Consider the following 15,288-nt stretch of genomic DNA (forward strand, 5'->3'; position numbering starts at 1 on the left):
ACAAAACACTCCTTTGCTCTCGTTGAAAACAGCTCTCAGCTCCGGTCATGTGCCGGACTCTCCAAGTGTGCAGTTCGGAATGCGCATTCGTCTTTGCTTGCAGGTCCACTATGCCCCCAGGTGCCAAGGCAAGGCAACGAAAAGCCGGGATAGCGCAGGCTCACGCGGGGGCTTGGCTGCCTATTTGGCGGGGGGCTGGAATGGGCGCACAATGGCTGGCTTTGGGCAGTTTTTAGTCGCCGGGCCGACACAACGACGGGCAATGGGCGCGCAATGAAATCCGTGTCCGTCACGGTACTGCTCAGGGCCAGTAAAATCGCGTTTTTACGCAGCCGCCTCTCGGGCCTGCGACGCTGGCAGCCCTTGGGGCCTCAGGCGCCTGCCGACCGACTTGCTGAATACATGCTGGGCAATGGACTGCCAATTGATTTGGTCAATCCATCGCCTCCACACGCCAGATAGCCTCACATCCTGACCATGACCACCCAGCCTTCTGCCCTGCACACTTCCAACATTGCCTCGCTGCCCCTGCTTGCACGTGGCAAGGTCCGCGATAACTACGCCGTGGGCGATGACCGCATTCTGATGGTGGCATCCGACCGCCTGTCGGCCTTTGACGTGATCATGGGCGAGCCCATCCCCGGCAAGGGCGTGCTGCTGACGCAGATGGCGCTGTTCTGGTTCGACAAGCTCGGTCATATCTGCCCCAACCATCTGACCGGCGAATCGCCAGAGTCCGTGGTCAAGCCCGAAGAAGTCAAGCAGGTGCAAGGCCGCTCCATGCTGGTCAAGCGCTTGAAGCCCGTGCTGATTGAAGCAGTGGTGCGCGGCTATCTGGCCGGCAGCGGCTGGCAGGAATACAAGGCTGGGCAAGCCGTCTGCGGCGTGCCTCTGCCCGCCGGCCTGACCAATGCGGCCAAGCTGCCTGCGCCTATCTACACCCCCGCCGCCAAGGCCGAAATGGGTGACCACGACGAAAACATCACTTACGAGCGCACCGTGGAAATGGTGGGCGAGAAGCTGGCGGCCCAGATCCGCGACACGGCCATCCGCATCTATCAGGAAGCTGCAGAGATCGCCTTGCAAAAGGGCATGATCATTGCCGACACCAAGTTCGAATTCGGCCTGACCGAAGACGGCGAACTGGTGCTGATGGACGAAGTGCTGACCCCCGACAGCTCGCGCTACTGGCCCGTGGAAGGCTATGCCGACGCGCTGGCCAAGGGCGAAAATCCCCCCAGCTACGACAAGCAGTTTGTGCGTGACTGGCTGGAGCAGGCACAGGTCAACGGCAAGGCCTGGGACAAGAAAGCTCCCGCTCCCCGTCTGCCCAAGGAAGTGATCGAAAAGACCGCCGCCAAGTACCGCGAAGCGCTGGAACGCCTGATGGGCTAAGCTGCCAAGCCTTGAATGAAAACGGCACTCGGATTTGCGTCCGGGTGCCGTTTTATTTTGATAGCTGCTTGCGCATATAGGGCATGGCCTAGAGGCTAAAACACTCAAAGCATTGCCTTCTTGGGCCGCGCCCTGGCTGGCGCAGAGATCAATGGTGGTGGCCGTGGCCGCCGTGCACGTGGCGGTGTTCGATTTCCTCGGGCGTGGCCTCGCGCACTTCGTTGACCACGCAGTTAAAGCGCAGTGCCATGCCAGACAGGGGGTGGTTGCCGTCCAGCAGCACTTCCTGGCCCTTGATCTTCACCACGTTGTAGATCTGGGGCAGGCCCTGGTCGTTGGTGCCGCGCAACTGGCCGCCCACCTTCACGCCGGCGGGAAATTCGGCCTTGGGAATGCTGCGCTTCAGGCTCTCGTCGCGCTCGCCAAAAGCGTCTTCCACCGCCAGATCCACGGTGACGGTATCGCCTTTTTGTTTGCCGTCCAGAGCGGCTTCGACCTTGGCGAAGAGGTTGTCGTAGCCACCGTGCAGGTAGGCCACATCGCCCTTGTCCAGCAGCTTGATGGCGATGTCGCCCTTGAGTAGCTCGTGAATCTTGTAGTTGATGGTGACGGCGGTGTCTTTGGTGATGTTCATGGCGAGTCTTGGATCAAAACAAAACCGCCACGACCGGTTTGCAAAGCGCAAGTCGTGGCGTTGAAGCGGATATTGTCTCAGCGATCAGGCCGAGACGGGTGCGGGCGGCAAATCCTCCTGCTCGGCGCCGGGGTAGCGGGCAAAGCGGCGATTCTCCGTACCGTGCACGGGATCATGGTCCCTCCAGGGCCAGCCGCCAAACTGGGTGCGGCGGTAGTCCTGCATGGCTTGCATGATCTCCTGCTGGGTGTTCATCACGAAGGGCCCGTATTGCGCCACGGGCTCGCCAATCGGCCTGCCCTGCAGCAGCAGCAGCTCCACGGTATCGCTGCCCGTGTTCACCAGCTCCAGATCGCGGTGGGCGTCAATGTGCATGGCCAGATGCTGGGTCACGGCCTCGCCGCCCAGGCTCAGGCTCTGGCCCACAAAGAAATAGAGCATGCGATGGGTCTCGGCGCCTTGGGCCTTGGGCAGGGTCCAGCTGGCACCGGACGCCAGTTCCAGCGTCCAGATGGCCAGATCGCTGTCTGCCTGCGAGGCCCATGATTCTGGCGGTGCGGCCAGCGGTTTGTCGGCACCCGGCAGCTCTCCGGCAATCACGGTGAGCGTGGTTTGTTTTCCGTTGGCGTCGGCATGCACGAGACGTGGAATGCTCTCGTTCCAGAACATGGTGAAGTGCGGCTCCACCATCTTGCTTTTGGCCGGCAGATTCAGCCAGATCTGGAACAGCTCCAGCGGGTTGGGTTGCTCGCTGTGGAGCAGTGGAAACATTTCCGAGTGCTGAATGCCTTTGCCTGCGGTCAGCCACTGCACATCGCCGCCGCCAAAGCGGGCGGCAGCTCCCAGCGAATCGGCATGATCGATACGGCCCTTGCGCACCAGGGTCACGGTCTCGAAGCCACGGTGGGGGTGACCGGGAAAGCCGGGCACGGGTTCGCCGTGGTACATGGAAAAGCCGTTCTTGGCGCTGAAGTCGCTGCCCATTTCGCGGCCTTCGAACTCCGCCACCTTCACGCCCATCTGGCCGTTGCTGGCGGGGTAGCTGTCATCGTGGTGGGCGCAGAACAGGAAAGGGTCCAGGCAGGGCCAGCGTGGGCCCAGCGGGGCGCTTTCCAGAATGGGGCTGTGGGTGGTGGTCATGGTGAATCTCCTGATGGGCTTGGCCATGCGCAAAGCCGGGTCTGCAGAAGATAAGGCCTGCAGCCCGCTTTGAAAGACACCATGACTGGGACAGTAGTTGCCGCTTTTGCAACAACCACGGTCCCCGGCGACGCTCAGCCGCGCGGCGGCACCTTCAGGCCTTTTTGCACGCTGGGCCTGGCTTCGAAGGCCTGGAGCACACGCTGCAGCTGGGGAAACTCATGCCAGCCCAGCAGCTCGGAGGCGTTGTAGCCGGTTTCCACCACCATGTTGCGTACCCAGGGCCAGATGGCGATATCGGCAATGGTGAAAGCATCACCCATCACCCATTGGCGACCGGTGAGGCGGGTTTCCAGCACGCCCAGAAGACGCCGCGATTCGTTCACATAGCGGTCGCGCGGGCGTTTGTCTTCGAAGGCCTTGCCGGCGAATTTGTGGAAAAAGCCGACCTGGCCAAACATGGGGCCCACGCCGCCCATCTGGAACATCAGCCACTGCAGGGTTTCATAACGGGCTGCGGGATCTGCGGGCAGCAGTGGGGATCCGGTTTTTTCGGCCAGATAGACCAGAATGGCGCCGGATTCAAACAAGGCCAGCGGCTGCGCACCGGGGCCGTTGGGGTCGATGATGGCGGGAATCTTGTTGTTGGGAAAAGTGCCCACAAACTCGGTGCTCAGCTGGTCATTGGTCTCAAAGCTGACCAGATGTGCCTCATAGGGCAGCTGCATTTCTTCCAGCGCAATCGACACCTTCACGCCATTGGGCGTGGGCAGGGAATACAGCTGTATGCGTTCCGGGTGCTGGGCAGGCCATTTGCGGGTAACGGAAAAGTCATTGAGTTGCTGTGTCATGAGAGTCCTTGAAAACCGGGCAGACGCTCATCCTAGCGTTTGTGCGGCTTCTCGGCTGGTCACGCTTTGCCAGAACAGCGGCACGCAGGCGGATGCACTGGTCTGGCTGGACTGCATGCTCACCAGCGCAATGCGCGAATGGCGCGAGGCATCTGCCAGCGGCTTGAACACCACGCCGGGCGGGCAGATGCAGGCATAGATGCTGGGCACGACGGACAAGCCCAGGCCGGCGGCCACCAGGGCCAGCATGGTGGAGGTCTCGCGAGCCGGCTGGGCGATGCGGGGCACAAAGCCTGCCTCGCTGCACAGGGCCAGAATGTGCTCGTGCAGGCCGCCGCCCAGCACGGCCGGGTGCAGCACAAAGGTCTGATCGGCGAACTGGCTCAGCGGCAGCGGCGCTGGCGCACCGGCCTGCGGGTGAGACCGGGGTAGGGCCAGCATGAGTTCGTCGCGCCACAGCGTGTGCTCGCGTATGGGCACGGGGATGCGAAACGCGGGCGAGGGCCGCATAAAGCCGATGTCGATCTGGCCGCTGGTGAGGGCGGCAATCTGCTCGCCCGTGGTCATATGCTGCAAATCCAGTTCCACCTGGGGGTAGCGCTGGCGAAAGTCTCCCAGCATGCGCGAGAAGGCTTCAAACAGCGGCACCGAGGCCGTGAAGGCAATGCGCAGACGCCCGGCCAGACCGGAGGCCGCCATGCGGCACAGCTCGCCGGCCTGCTGGTGCAATTCCACGATCTGCCGGGCCTTGTCCTGCAGCAGCAGACCGGCAGGCGTCAGCGATACGGTGCGGCGCGAGCGCTCGAACAGCTGGGCGCCCATTTCCTGCTCCAGCAGGCGAATCTGCTGGCTCAGCGGCGGCTGGCTCATGTGCAGGCGCTGGGCGGCCCGGCTGAAGTTCAGCTCTTCGGCCACGGCCAGAAAGCAGGTGAGTCGGCGCAAATCCATAGGACGAATTTCGTATCAAGTCGAGAGGCAAACAGTATTGGACGCAGGAGCTGCGGCTTCTGACAATCAGCATTCGCCGCTTGCTATTACAAGCATAGTGACATGCGCAGATTCAACAAGGGCTTCAAGGCATTCTGACCAAAAGCCCGTATTCGAGAGACAAAGATGACTTCCTTCCCGCTTCTTACCGTACGCCGCAGCCTGTTGATTACCGCCGTGGCTCTGGCCGCCGGTTGCGCACAGCAGCCGCCCAGTACTCCGGCCAGCACCTCCGCCAACAAGGAGCCGGTGCGGTTGATGACTTCGGGTGGCTTTACCGCCGCCCACAAGCTGCTGGCGCCGCAGTTCACGGCAAAGACGGGGGTGGTGGTGGAGTCGGCTTACGGTTCTTCCATGGGCTCCTCGCCCACTTCCATTCCCAATCGCCTGAGCCAGGGGGAAAAAGCCGATGTGGTGATTCTGGCGCGTGCTGCACTCGACGATCTGGCGGCCAAGGGCCTGGTCAAGCCGGGCACGCAAATCGATCTGGTGCGCTCGGCCATAGGCGTGGCCGTGAAAAAAGGTGCGCCCTTGCCCGATATCAGCACCGAGGACAAGCTGCGCCAGGTCTTGCTGAACGCCAAGAGCATTGCCTATTCAGCCAGCGCCAGCGGCACGTATTACGAGACGCAGATGCTCAAGAAGCTGGGCATTCACGACCAGGTCATGCCCAAGAGCAAAAAGATTGTCACCGAGCGCGTCGGCACCATCGTGGCGCGGGGCGAGGCGGAGATCGGTTTGCAGCAGGTCAGCGAGCTGCTGCCTATCGAAGGCATCAGCTACGCGGGCACGCTGCCGCATTCGGTGCAGCATTACACGCTGTTCTCGGCCGGAACGGCCAGCACCTCCACCAATCCCCAGGGACTGGAGCAGTTGCTGAAGTTCTACACCTCGCCGGCGGCGTACAAGGCGATCCGCGACACGGGGCTGGAGCCTGTTGCCAAGCCCCTCTGAAGCGTTACATCAGCGCTTGCCCGACGAGGCCTTCTGCACCAGGGCGATGGTCAGCCCTTGCGGGGTGACGGTGATGGCGCCGGGCTCCATGGCCAGGGCATCGACCAGGGCCAGATCCTTGTCCTGGAGCTGATAGAGCACCACCTGGCCCAGCGCCTGCTCGGCTAGGGCATTGGTATAGGTGGCCAGCATATCGCTCATGGCAGGTGCCAGTCCGTTCATCTCTAGGCTGTTGACCTTGATCTGATGGGCGCGCAGCGTGCGGTCCGTGGGCTCATAGCGCAGTGCGAAATCCACATTGAGCGCACCGCTGTAAACCTCTTTGAGCACCTTGCCGCCCAGCTCTACCGGGATCAGCGCGTTGAGCGCATTGCGCTCGGGCAGCATGGCCAGGGTGGGCGAGGTCAGCGACAGCTGCAGCAGGCCGGCGACGGGAAACTGCTTGGGAAAGCGCTTGGCCACCATTTCCTGCAGCTTGGCACTGCTCACACTCACGCTGCTGGGAACGGATTTTCCCGAACATCCTGTTGCAATCAACGCCACACTGGCTGTGGCCACCATCAACCATGAGCGGCGATTCATCACCACAAGCGAACTCCCGAACTATTCAAAGCAATCTCGATATCAAACGGACTCAAGCCCATGAAAACAATGCGTAATGCGCGATTTTTGCTATTGTTTTTGAGGGGTGTATTGTCCTCTGGGACGCTATTCCCCAAGGTAACAATGGGTGAAGGCAGGCCTGTCTAACGGCAATGCCTTGCTTGTCGTTGACCGGCAGTTGCGGGTGCTTGCGAAAAAAGCAAGTGCGGCATCCATCACGAGGGTTTCCATGCCGCCGAACGGGCCTGAACGGCACAATGGGCCCATGAACTCCAGCCCTGAATTCTTTGGTGCATCGCACGCTGCACTGACCGCAGCCGTCCAGGATGCGCAACTACCGGATGCCGTGCTCAGTCACTGGTTTGGCAGCGCCAGGCCCAGCAATGCCGTGGCCTTGGAGCACAAGGCGCAATGGTTTACCAAGTCGCCCGCGTTTGACGAGGACTTGCGTCAGCGCTTTGGCGTGGCCGTGCAGGCGGCCGTGGGCGGCGCGCTGCAGCACTGGGCGCAGCAGGGGCCGTGGCAGCGGCTGGCGCTGATCGTGCTGCTCGACCAGTTCACCCGCAACATTTACCGCGCCACGCCGCAAAGCTTTGCGGGCGATGCACAGGCCTTGGCACTGGCGCTGCAGGCGCAGCAGCAGGGCGAGGATCTGCTGCTGCCTGAAGTGCCGCGCATCTTCATGTATCTGCCGTTCGAGCACGCCGAAGACCCTGCCATGCAAGAGCGCAGCGTGCAGGCTTTTGCCGCACTGGCCGATGCCAATGCGGACCCGGCTTTGAGCGATTTTTTTGCCGGTACGCTGGATTACGCGCACAAGCACCAGGAGGTGATTGCGCAGTTCGGCCGTTTTCCCCACCGCAACCCCATCCTGGGACGTGAAAGCACGGCGGCGGAGAAAGACTATCTGGCCCAGCCCGGCGCAGGCTTCTGACAGCGGCGGGCACAAAAAAAGGGATGTGGCGACATCCCTTTGGCTTGCAATTTGTTGTACTTCAGGAGTGCTGAGTGGCTTCTCTCATCTGCGGTTCCTTGCGCTTGGCAGGCAGATGGGATGCGCGCTTTTCGCTCCGGTCTCGATAGCGCAGCGCCCAGCGCTCCAGCGTGTAGAACGACAGTGCCGATAGCGCCGCCGAGATCAGCAGACCGCCTATGACGGTGACCGGCCAGGAGTAATCGGCGCGCAGATAGCGCACCACGGGGTAGTGCCAGAGATAGATGCCGTAAGACAGCTGGCCCAGCTTGAGCAAGATGGGGCCGGTCAGCATTTCGTAGATCACGCCCTCGGGCTTTTGCACCGCCAGCAACAGCACCATGGCCGCGCATTCGACCACGGTGATGCCCCAGAGCATGGCGTGGTGGTCGTCCCATTTGAGCTCCATGATCAGCGGCACGGCCAGCACAAACCACATGGTGTAGCCGCGCAGCGATTTGAGACGCTCAATCCACAGCGGCCTCTCCAGCATCAAGGCGGCCAGCAGCGCGCCCGCCAGAAGGCCGGAGGCTCGGGTGTCGAAACGGAAAAAAATCTCGTAGAATTGCTGGCCCTGCTGCACCCAGAAGATGCGCCACAGCGTGCTCAGCACCCACAGTGCCAACAGGGGTGCCCAGACCCGGCCCGGCGCGGCTTTGCGCAGCAGCCAGACCAGCAGCGGCGGCCAGATCAGGTAGAAATGCTCTTCCACCGAGAGCGACCACATGTGCAGCAGCGTGTCGGGGCTGTCGAAGAAGGCAATGCCGTAGTCGGCCAGATAAAGGATGGAGACCAGGGCGTCCGAGTAGATATCGGTCAGATCGGGCCAGAGATAGGGGGCGGCCAGGCAGTACACGCCCAGAAACAGAGCCAGCGCAGGCATCAGGCGCAGGAATCGGCGACGGTAAAAGCGCCAGAAATCTATGCGCTCGTGGGCCTTGTATTCCATGAGCAGCAGCGAAGTGATCAGAAAGCCACTGAGCACAAAAAACAGGTCTACCCCGAAGAACGCCCCATCGAACAGGGGGGCATGGGCATGCGAAAGAATGACCAACACAATGGCCACGCCACGCAAGCCATCGAGGGCAGGGTTGTAACGTAGCTTGAACGCCGTTTCCACCAAAACCGGGCACCTTTCCTTTCGCCCGGGCACGGGCCGGGCTTGCCAATCGTCACGTCAGCCTTGCAGGGCGAGCCCTGGCGGCTGGAGTATGTAGAAATCCCCGCGCTTGCGAGGTAACAGGACTGAAGAGTCTGTAAGCAGGCGCATGGGCAGAGGGTCCAGAAACTGGCCTCTTGGAGATGGCGCGCCAGGCGCCATCCATGCCCGGCGCGCATCTTGAGGGCATGCGGCGGGCAAGTGGGGAGCAGGCCGCTGCGGAGGGCGGCGTTGCATGGCCCCTGTGTGAGCGGAGGGACGATTTTGACACCGTCTCCACGCAGACAACGGCTTTGTGAGTGGTGCGGCCGCGATTGGTTCCCCAAAAAACTGCGCCAGCCCCGGCCCTGATTGGCCGAACGGCGTTGGCAAGCGCCAGGACTGTGCGGTTGGCGGTGTGCACAATTGCCCCATGTCTGCCTCCAGTCTCATCCGTCTGATCGCCCTGGCCGCCCTGTGGGGCGGCAGCTTTCTCTTCATGCGCGTGGCCGTGCCCTCCCTGGAGGCTGTGCCCACGGCGGTGATGCGGGGCCTGTTTTCGGCCCTGGGCTTGGGTATGGCGCTATGGGCCATGGGCTACCGGCCACGGTTGGGCCGCTATCTGTGGCCCTTGCTGTTGCTGGGCGTGATCAATTCGGGGATCCCGTTTCTCATGTACGCGCTGGCAGCTCAGGTCCTACCCTCGGGCTATAGCGCCATCTTCAATGCCACCACGCCGCTGATGGCCGTCGTGGTGGGAGCCCTGTTTTTTGCCGAAGGCATTACGGCTGCACGGGTGCTGGGAGTGGTGCTGGGTATTGGTGGTGTGGCCGTGCTGGCCCAGGCCGGCCCCCTGGAGCTGACCCCGGCGGCGCTGGGCGGCATTGCGGCCTGCTTTGCTGCCACCGTTTGCTATGCGTTTTCCAGCTTTTTGACGCTGAAGCTGGCCGGGACCCATGCGGCCGTGGATATGCGCGCGGCTGTCTTCATCAGCCAGCTGGGGGCCTTGGTGGTGTTGCTGCCCGCCTTCTGCGTGGCATGGTGGCTTGAGCCCGGCATGCTGAGCCAGCTGGTGCAGGCGCCGCTGCTGGCCTGGGGCAATGTGCTGCTGCTGGGCTTGCTGAGCACGGCGCTGGCCTATGTGATTTATTTCCGCCTGATTGCCGATGAGGGGCCGAACAAAGCGCTGACCGTGACCTTCATCGTGCCGGTGTTTGCCGTGCTCTGGGGCTGGCTGCTGCTCGATGAGCCTCTGAGCGCCGCCCACGCCGCAGGCGGCGGGCTGATTGCACTGTCGCTGTGGGTGGTGCTGCGCTCCAAGACCCAATGAGCTGACGAGGCTGCTGGGCCTAGCCTGCTCACCATGCGGCGGGCAGACGCAGCTGCAGCAACTCCAGAAACGACTGCGCCGCATGCGGCAGCGTGCGGCCGGCCAGGGTCTGCACCTCGATATCGCGCAGATCCATGCCGCGGTCGCTGAGTGGCACGGCCACCAGCGCGCCCGTCGCCACCATGTGGCGGGCGGCGATTTCGCTGGCCACGGCGACCGCCACGCCCTGGGCCGCAAAGTTCAGCAGCGTCTTGCCATGGTTGCTTTCCAGGGCCGGCGAGAGCATCAGTCCCTGGCGGCTGCAGGCCGCATCCAGCAACTGGCGCACGGCTGTGCTGGGCGGCGTCAATGCCAGCGGGTAGCGCACCAGCCTGGCCAGAGCCACGCTGCGTTCCTGCGCGAGCTCATGGCCGGGCGCCACCAGCGCCAACACGGGCGCGGCCAGGCGGCAGGCAACGGCAATGCCGGGCTCGGGCACCCGGCTGAAGCACAGGCCTATGTCGGCCATGCCGGCGCGCACGGCATCGGAGACTTCGGGCGTGGGCAGTACGGTCACCTCGAAGACGATGCCGCTGTGCTCGCGCTGGAAGGCCGCGCACAGGCGCGGCAGAAATTCGCTGGCGAAGGCGTCGGAGCTGGCGATGCGCACCTTGCCGCTGCGCAAGCCCTGCAGGGCCTTGATTTCGTCCAGCGCGCGTTCGGCGTCCAGACCCGCCCGGCGGGCATGGTCGGCCAGGATCTCGCCTGCGGCATTGAGCACCATGCCGCGCGGGTGGCGCTCGAACAGCGGCGTGCCCAGCCGCGCCTCCAATGCCGCAATCTGGCGGCTGATGGCCGAGGCCGCCACATGCAATTTCGCCGAGGCTTCGGTCAGCGAGCCGCATTGCGCGACTTCGTGGAAGTAGCGCAGCGCAGTGTCTTGCAGCAGCAAATGGCGGGACTCGGGCATGGCAATCGTTGGAAATAAATTGCCATTGTGATCGGTTTGCTGTTTTGGCAACGACGGCTTGCAAATTTGCCGATAGCGGCAAATGTCTGGGCTTTCTAAGATGGCCTGTTTGATGGTCGCCAGGCAGCGGCCACCCCTTTCGAACAAGCTGCCATCTCACCGGGAGTTGCCATGCCGGCACGGTCTACTGTTTCAACGATGCGCCGCCAGTGGTTTCAGGCGGCTGCGGTTCTGGCCTGCGGCCTGCTGGCTTTGCCGGTCCTGGCCCAGGGTGACGCCGCCTGGCCCAACCGTCCGGTGCGTGTGATCGTGCCTTTCCCGGCCAGCGGAGCGACCGATCTGGTGGCTCGCGTGATCGCGCAACGCGTATCGCAGGAGCTGGGCCAGCAACTGGTCATAGACAACCGGCCGGGCGCCGGCGGCACCATAGGCGCGGCCGAAGCCGCCAAGGCTGTGGCCGATGGCTACACGCTGCTGTTCACCACCAGCAGCACGCATGCCATCTCGCCGCATTTGATGCCCAAGCTGGCCTACAAGGCGGACAAGGACTTCAGCCCCATCGTCCACACGGCGGACGCGGCCAGCGTGCTGCTGATCACGCCCTCGCTGCCGGTCAAGAGCGTGCAGGAGCTGATCGCCCATGCCAAGGCCCACCCCGGCAAGCTCAACTACGCCACCAGCGGCAACGGCACCATCGTGCACCTGAACACCGCCGCCTTTGCCGCGCAGGCCGGCATCCAGCTCACCCATGTGCCATACAAGGGCACGGGGCAATCGATCACCGATCTGGCTGCGGGCCAGGTGCATCTGCTGTTTGATGCCATCCCGACGGGCATGCCCCATGTGGCCAGCGGCCGCCTGCGTGCCCTGGCTGTCACCGGCGACAAGCGCAGCACGCTTGCACCCAATCTGCCCACGGTGGCCGAATCGGGCCTGCCCGGCTATTCCTCGGTCACCTGGTTCGGCGTCTACGGTCCGGCCGGCATGAAGCCCGAGCTGGTCGGCAAGATCAACCAGGCTTTCAACCAGGCGCTGCAGAATCCGGAGGTGATCGCCAGCCTGGCCAAGCAGGGCGTGGAGCCCGCCAAGGCGCAGACGCCCGCCCAGTTCGCCGCCATGGTGCAGGCCGACAGCGCTCGCTGGGCCAAGGTCATCAAGGACAACCGGATCACTTTGGAATAAAGCACCCCCTGAGTCGCTTCGCGCCTTCCCCCTCTCTTGCTACGCGGGAGGGGGACCACGCCCTCGCTGCGGGGCGGCCCTTGCTCGGCGTGTGCCGATGGGCGCGCCAGTTTTGTGTGCAGCGCACTTGAATCACTGATCGGACTTAGATATGACAAACCTCATCAAAGATTGGGCGCTTCCCTATGCCTCGCAGCGCTCGCCGGTGCTGGGTCGCAACGTGGTCAGCACTTCGCAACCGCTGGCCGCGCAGGCCGGCCTTTCCATGCTGCTGGCCGGCGGCAACGCCGTGGACGCGGCGCTGGCGGCGGCGATGACGCTCACCGTGGTCGAGCCCACGGGCTGCGGCATAGGCAGTGACGGCTTTGCCATCGTCTGGGACGGCAAGGAGTTGCATGGCCTCAACGCCTCGGGCCGCTCGCCTGCGGGCTGGACGCCCGAATACTTTGCCCAGCTCGGCGGTATTCCTGAGAAGGGCTGGAATGCCGTGACCGTGCCCGGCGCCGTGTCGGCCTGGGTCGCGCTGTCCCAGCGCTTCGGCAAGCTGCCTTTCGCACAGGTGGCCCAGCCGGCGATTGACTATGCGCGCCACGGCTTTGCGGTCTCGCCCACGATTGCCACGCTATGGGAGCTGGGCGGCAAAAAGCTGGGCGACCAGCCCGGTTTTGCCGACTGCTTTCTGCCCGGCGGCCGCGCACCCAGAGCTGGCGAAGTGTTCAAGAGCGAAGCCCATGCGCGCACGCTGGAGGAGATTGCTGCGACCATGGGCGAGTCCTTCTACCGTGGCGCGCTGGCGCAAAAAATGGCCGCGCATTCGCGTGCCTGCGGCGGCGTGATGACCGAGCAAGACCTGGCCGCGCACCAGGCCGACTGGGTGGGCACGGTGTCGCAGAAGTTCGGCGATTCGGTGATCCACGAGATTCCGCCCAACGGGCAGGGCATTGCCGCGCTGATGGCGCTGGGCATGCTCGACGAGCTGTGTGCGGGCGGTGATCCGCTGGGATCGCAGCCGCTGGACGGTGTGGACAGCGTGCACCTGCAGATCGAGGCCATGAAGCTGGCCCTGGCCGACCTGCACCAGTACAACGCCGACGGCGACCACATGCGCGTGCAGCCGGCCCATCTGCTGGACCGCGACTACCTGCGTGAGCGCGCGGCGCTCATTGACCGCGAGCGCGCCAGCCTGCCTACCTATGGCGCACCGCGTCCCGGCGGCACGGTCTATCTGGCGGCGGGCGATGCCAGCGGCATGATGGTCTCTTTCATCCAGTCCAACTACATGGGCTTCGGCTCGGGCGCGGTCGTGCCGGGCACGGGCATCAGCCTGCAGAACCGTGGCCACGGCTTCACCACCGAGGCCGGCCATGCCAACCAGGTCGGCCCGCGCAAGCGCCCCTCGCACACCATCATTCCGGCCTTTGCCATGAAGGCCGACGGCACACCGCAGATGGCTTTCGGCGTCATGGGCGGCCCCATGCAGAGCCAGGGCCATCTGCAGATGGCCTTGCGCGTGCTGCGCTACGGCCAGAACCCGCAGGCTGCGGCCGACGCGCCGCGCTGGCGCGTGACCGGCGGCAAGGGTGTGGCCGTGGAGCCTGCCTTCGATGCCGCCGTGGTTGAACAGCTGCGTGCACGCGGCCACGAGGTCAGCGTCGAGGCCGGCCACGGCGTGTTCGCCTTTGGCGGCGCCCAACTGGTGCTGCGCGACGGCGAGCATTACATCGCGGGTTCCGATCCGCGCAAGGATGGGTGCGCGGTGGGGTATTGAGGTCCCCCCTGAGCCGCTGCGCGGCTTCCCCCCGAGGGGACGACACCTTCGGTGCGGGGCGGCCCTTCCTCGGTGTCTCTGGCTGAGGGCGCGCCGGTTTTAAGCCGGCACCCTGTCACAAAGTGCGCTGGTTCTGCGTCTAAGGCCTGAGGCCTGTCACACTGGGTGGCCGGCCCTCAGCCTATTTGCAGGAGACCTCAGGTGAGCCCCACTTCCCATGCTGCGCCGTCCGCCGATGCGGGACTGCAGGAATTCGAGCGCCATCGTCGGCGTTTGTTCGGGCTGGCCTATCGCATGCTGGGCCAGCGGGCCGAGGCCGAGGATCTGGTGCAGGATGTCTGGCTGCGCTGGCAGGACAGCGAGCGCGCCGCCATTGCCCAGCCCGAGGCCTGGCTGGTGACCACGGCCACGCGGCTGGCCATAGACCGGCTGCGGCGCCTGCGCGTGGAGCGCGAGCACTATGCGGGCTTCTGGCTGCCCGAGCCGCTGGTCCAGCCCTGGACCGAGGCGGCTCCCTCTGCCGAGGACTTGCTGGAGCGGGCCCACGATGTTTCCACGGCGCTGCTGTTTGTGCTGGAGCAGCTCACCCCCGAGGAGCGCGCGGCCTTTTTGCTGCGCGAGGTCTTCGATGCCGACTATGCCGAGGTGGCCCAGACGCTGGATCGCAGCGAGGCCGCCTGTCGTCAACTAGTGCACCGCGCACGGGCCCATGTGAAGGCCGGGCGGCCGCGCTTCGATGCGCCGGCCGAAGCCCATGCCGAGCTGCTGCGCCGCTTTGCCCAGGCCGCGCAGGGCGGGGATCTGGCGCAGATCCAGGCGCTCTTTGCCCCCGATGCCGCGCTGATCAGCGACGGCGGCGGCAGGGTGGCTTCCTTTGGCCGCGTGCTGGAAACCGGGCGCCGCCTGGCGCTGCTGTACTTCGCCACGGCCCGGCGCCTGCGCCGCGACGGGCAGGTGCAGACCCTGCAGCTGGTACGGGTCAACGGCTTGCCGGGTCTGCTGCGCTGTGTGGACGGCAAGGTGGAGTCGGTTCAGACCCTGCTGGTCGAGGACGGGCTGATCCAGCGCATCTACACGTTGCGCAACCCGGACAAATTGACGGGCGTGATCCTGCCTTCGGCTTGATTGATGGCATCAGCCGCAGAGCAGAGAAAACAATAGCTGCTACTGCCTTGTAGTCAATAGATTCAGAGTGCTTTATCTATGAAAACGTTTTTATAGAGCGGTAGTAGCTATCTTTATTGATAGGCCGGCACTGGATTGCAGCCTCTGTCACAAACCGCGCTGCTGCCGCGTCTAAGAGCTATGGGCCAGCCAAAGGGGCGGGCCTGCAATGCCTCAAGGAGTCTTCCCATGGCCGACATCGCCAACCCCACCGCCAACC

Annotated in this window: 14 protein-coding genes; 7 read left to right on the forward strand and 7 right to left on the reverse strand. The window is 64.0% G+C overall.

Translation table 11 applies throughout. The annotated features are described in order from the left end of the window. The first annotated feature begins 477 nt into the window (after positions 1-477). The gene (locus tag ACNAZA_RS17275) at positions 478-1,395 is read left to right on the forward strand and encodes a phosphoribosylaminoimidazolesuccinocarboxamide synthase (protein WP_415797768.1); all 918 of its coding nucleotides are present in this window, start codon (positions 478-480) and stop codon (positions 1,393-1,395) included. 148 nt (positions 1,396-1,543) lie between these two features. Here ACNAZA_RS17275 and ACNAZA_RS17280 read toward each other — a convergent pair whose 3' ends face one another. The 4 genes from ACNAZA_RS17280 to ACNAZA_RS17295 form a co-directional block, all read right to left on the reverse strand. After that, positions 1,544-2,029, reverse strand: a complete 486-nt coding sequence (locus tag ACNAZA_RS17280; RefSeq protein WP_415797769.1) for an FKBP-type peptidyl-prolyl cis-trans isomerase — start codon at positions 2,027-2,029, stop codon at positions 1,544-1,546. Positions 2,030-2,113: 84 nt separating this feature from the next. Then, on the reverse strand, positions 2,114-3,169 hold the full coding sequence (locus ACNAZA_RS17285; protein ID WP_415797770.1) for a pirin family protein: 1,056 nt from the start codon (positions 3,167-3,169) through the stop codon (positions 2,114-2,116). Positions 3,170-3,303: 134 nt separating this feature from the next. Next, positions 3,304-4,020: a glutathione binding-like protein gene (locus ACNAZA_RS17290; RefSeq protein WP_415797771.1), complete on the reverse strand. Its 717-nt coding sequence runs from the start codon at positions 4,018-4,020 to the stop codon at positions 3,304-3,306. 27 nt (positions 4,021-4,047) lie between these two features. Next, entirely contained in the window at positions 4,048-4,968 is a 921-nt protein-coding gene (locus tag ACNAZA_RS17295) for a LysR family transcriptional regulator (protein WP_415797772.1), read from the reverse strand. A gap of 165 nt (positions 4,969-5,133) precedes the next feature. Here ACNAZA_RS17295 and ACNAZA_RS17300 point away from each other — a divergent pair, with 165 nt between their 5' ends. Next, positions 5,134-5,961 (forward strand): substrate-binding domain-containing protein, encoded by an 828-nt coding sequence (locus tag ACNAZA_RS17300; RefSeq protein ID WP_415797773.1) that lies wholly within the window; start codon positions 5,134-5,136, stop codon positions 5,959-5,961. Between the two features lie 9 nt (positions 5,962-5,970). On the opposite strand, the gene ACNAZA_RS17305 is transcribed toward ACNAZA_RS17300, so the two are convergent. After that, positions 5,971-6,543 carry a DUF1439 domain-containing protein gene (locus ACNAZA_RS17305; RefSeq protein WP_462936560.1) on the reverse strand — a complete coding sequence of 191 codons (573 nt, stop codon included), beginning with the start codon at positions 6,541-6,543 and terminating at the stop codon, positions 5,971-5,973. Positions 6,544-6,829: 286 nt separating this feature from the next. Here ACNAZA_RS17305 and ACNAZA_RS17310 point away from each other — a divergent pair, with 286 nt between their 5' ends. Continuing rightward, positions 6,830-7,498 carry a DUF924 family protein gene (locus ACNAZA_RS17310; protein WP_415797774.1) on the forward strand — a complete coding sequence of 223 codons (669 nt, stop codon included), beginning with the start codon at positions 6,830-6,832 and terminating at the stop codon, positions 7,496-7,498. Between the two features lie 61 nt (positions 7,499-7,559). On the opposite strand, the gene ACNAZA_RS17315 is transcribed toward ACNAZA_RS17310, so the two are convergent. Then, positions 7,560-8,660, reverse strand: coding sequence for an acyltransferase family protein (locus tag ACNAZA_RS17315; protein ID WP_120965103.1), 1,101 nt, complete (start codon positions 8,658-8,660; stop codon positions 7,560-7,562). A gap of 448 nt (positions 8,661-9,108) precedes the next feature. Here ACNAZA_RS17315 and ACNAZA_RS17320 point away from each other — a divergent pair, with 448 nt between their 5' ends. Continuing rightward, positions 9,109-10,005 carry a DMT family transporter gene (locus ACNAZA_RS17320; protein WP_415797775.1) on the forward strand — a complete coding sequence of 299 codons (897 nt, stop codon included), beginning with the start codon at positions 9,109-9,111 and terminating at the stop codon, positions 10,003-10,005. 28 nt (positions 10,006-10,033) lie between these two features. Here the strand turns inward: ACNAZA_RS17320 and ACNAZA_RS17325 are convergent, their stop codons facing one another. Next, positions 10,034-10,954 (reverse strand): LysR family transcriptional regulator, encoded by a 921-nt coding sequence (locus tag ACNAZA_RS17325; protein ID WP_415797776.1) that lies wholly within the window; start codon positions 10,952-10,954, stop codon positions 10,034-10,036. 171 nt (positions 10,955-11,125) lie between these two features. Here ACNAZA_RS17325 and ACNAZA_RS17330 point away from each other — a divergent pair, with 171 nt between their 5' ends. The 3 genes from ACNAZA_RS17330 to sigJ all read left to right on the forward strand — a co-directional run bounded on the left by ACNAZA_RS17330 (position 11,126) and on the right by sigJ (position 15,029). Continuing rightward, the gene (locus tag ACNAZA_RS17330; RefSeq protein WP_415797777.1) at positions 11,126-12,136 is read left to right on the forward strand and encodes a Bug family tripartite tricarboxylate transporter substrate binding protein; all 1,011 of its coding nucleotides are present in this window, start codon (positions 11,126-11,128) and stop codon (positions 12,134-12,136) included. 151 nt (positions 12,137-12,287) lie between these two features. After that, positions 12,288-13,904: a gamma-glutamyltransferase family protein gene (locus ACNAZA_RS17335; RefSeq protein ID WP_415797778.1), complete on the forward strand. Its 1,617-nt coding sequence runs from the start codon at positions 12,288-12,290 to the stop codon at positions 13,902-13,904. A gap of 201 nt (positions 13,905-14,105) precedes the next feature. After that, positions 14,106-15,029 carry an RNA polymerase sigma factor SigJ gene (gene sigJ, locus ACNAZA_RS17340; RefSeq protein ID WP_415797779.1) on the forward strand — a complete coding sequence of 308 codons (924 nt, stop codon included), beginning with the start codon at positions 14,106-14,108 and terminating at the stop codon, positions 15,027-15,029. Positions 15,030-15,288: the final 259 nt, after the last annotated feature.

It is taken from the genome of Comamonas aquatilis (genome assembly GCF_965139575.1).
In the GTDB taxonomy this organism is placed as follows: Bacteria; Pseudomonadota; Gammaproteobacteria; order Burkholderiales; family Burkholderiaceae_C; genus Comamonas; species Comamonas aquatilis.

Coding starts and splice junctions, on each gene's coding strand:
- ACNAZA_RS17275 (WP_415797768.1), top strand. CDS start 478: ATGACCACCCAGCCTTCTGCCCTGCACACTTCCAACATTGCCTCGCTG.
- ACNAZA_RS17280 (WP_415797769.1), bottom strand. CDS start 2,029: ATGAACATCACCAAAGACACCGCCGTCACCATCAACTACAAGATTCAC.
- ACNAZA_RS17285 (WP_415797770.1), bottom strand. CDS start 3,169: ATGACCACCACCCACAGCCCCATTCTGGAAAGCGCCCCGCTGGGCCCA.
- ACNAZA_RS17290 (WP_415797771.1), bottom strand. CDS start 4,020: ATGACACAGCAACTCAATGACTTTTCCGTTACCCGCAAATGGCCTGCC.
- ACNAZA_RS17295 (WP_415797772.1), bottom strand. CDS start 4,968: ATGGATTTGCGCCGACTCACCTGCTTTCTGGCCGTGGCCGAAGAGCTG.
- ACNAZA_RS17300 (WP_415797773.1), top strand. CDS start 5,134: ATGACTTCCTTCCCGCTTCTTACCGTACGCCGCAGCCTGTTGATTACC.
- ACNAZA_RS17305 (WP_462936560.1), bottom strand. CDS start 6,543: ATGAATCGCCGCTCATGGTTGATGGTGGCCACAGCCAGTGTGGCGTTG.
- ACNAZA_RS17310 (WP_415797774.1), top strand. CDS start 6,830: ATGAACTCCAGCCCTGAATTCTTTGGTGCATCGCACGCTGCACTGACC.
- ACNAZA_RS17320 (WP_415797775.1), top strand. CDS start 9,109: ATGTCTGCCTCCAGTCTCATCCGTCTGATCGCCCTGGCCGCCCTGTGG.
- ACNAZA_RS17325 (WP_415797776.1), bottom strand. CDS start 10,954: ATGCCCGAGTCCCGCCATTTGCTGCTGCAAGACACTGCGCTGCGCTAC.
- ACNAZA_RS17330 (WP_415797777.1), top strand. CDS start 11,126: ATGCCGGCACGGTCTACTGTTTCAACGATGCGCCGCCAGTGGTTTCAG.
- ACNAZA_RS17335 (WP_415797778.1), top strand. CDS start 12,288: ATGACAAACCTCATCAAAGATTGGGCGCTTCCCTATGCCTCGCAGCGC.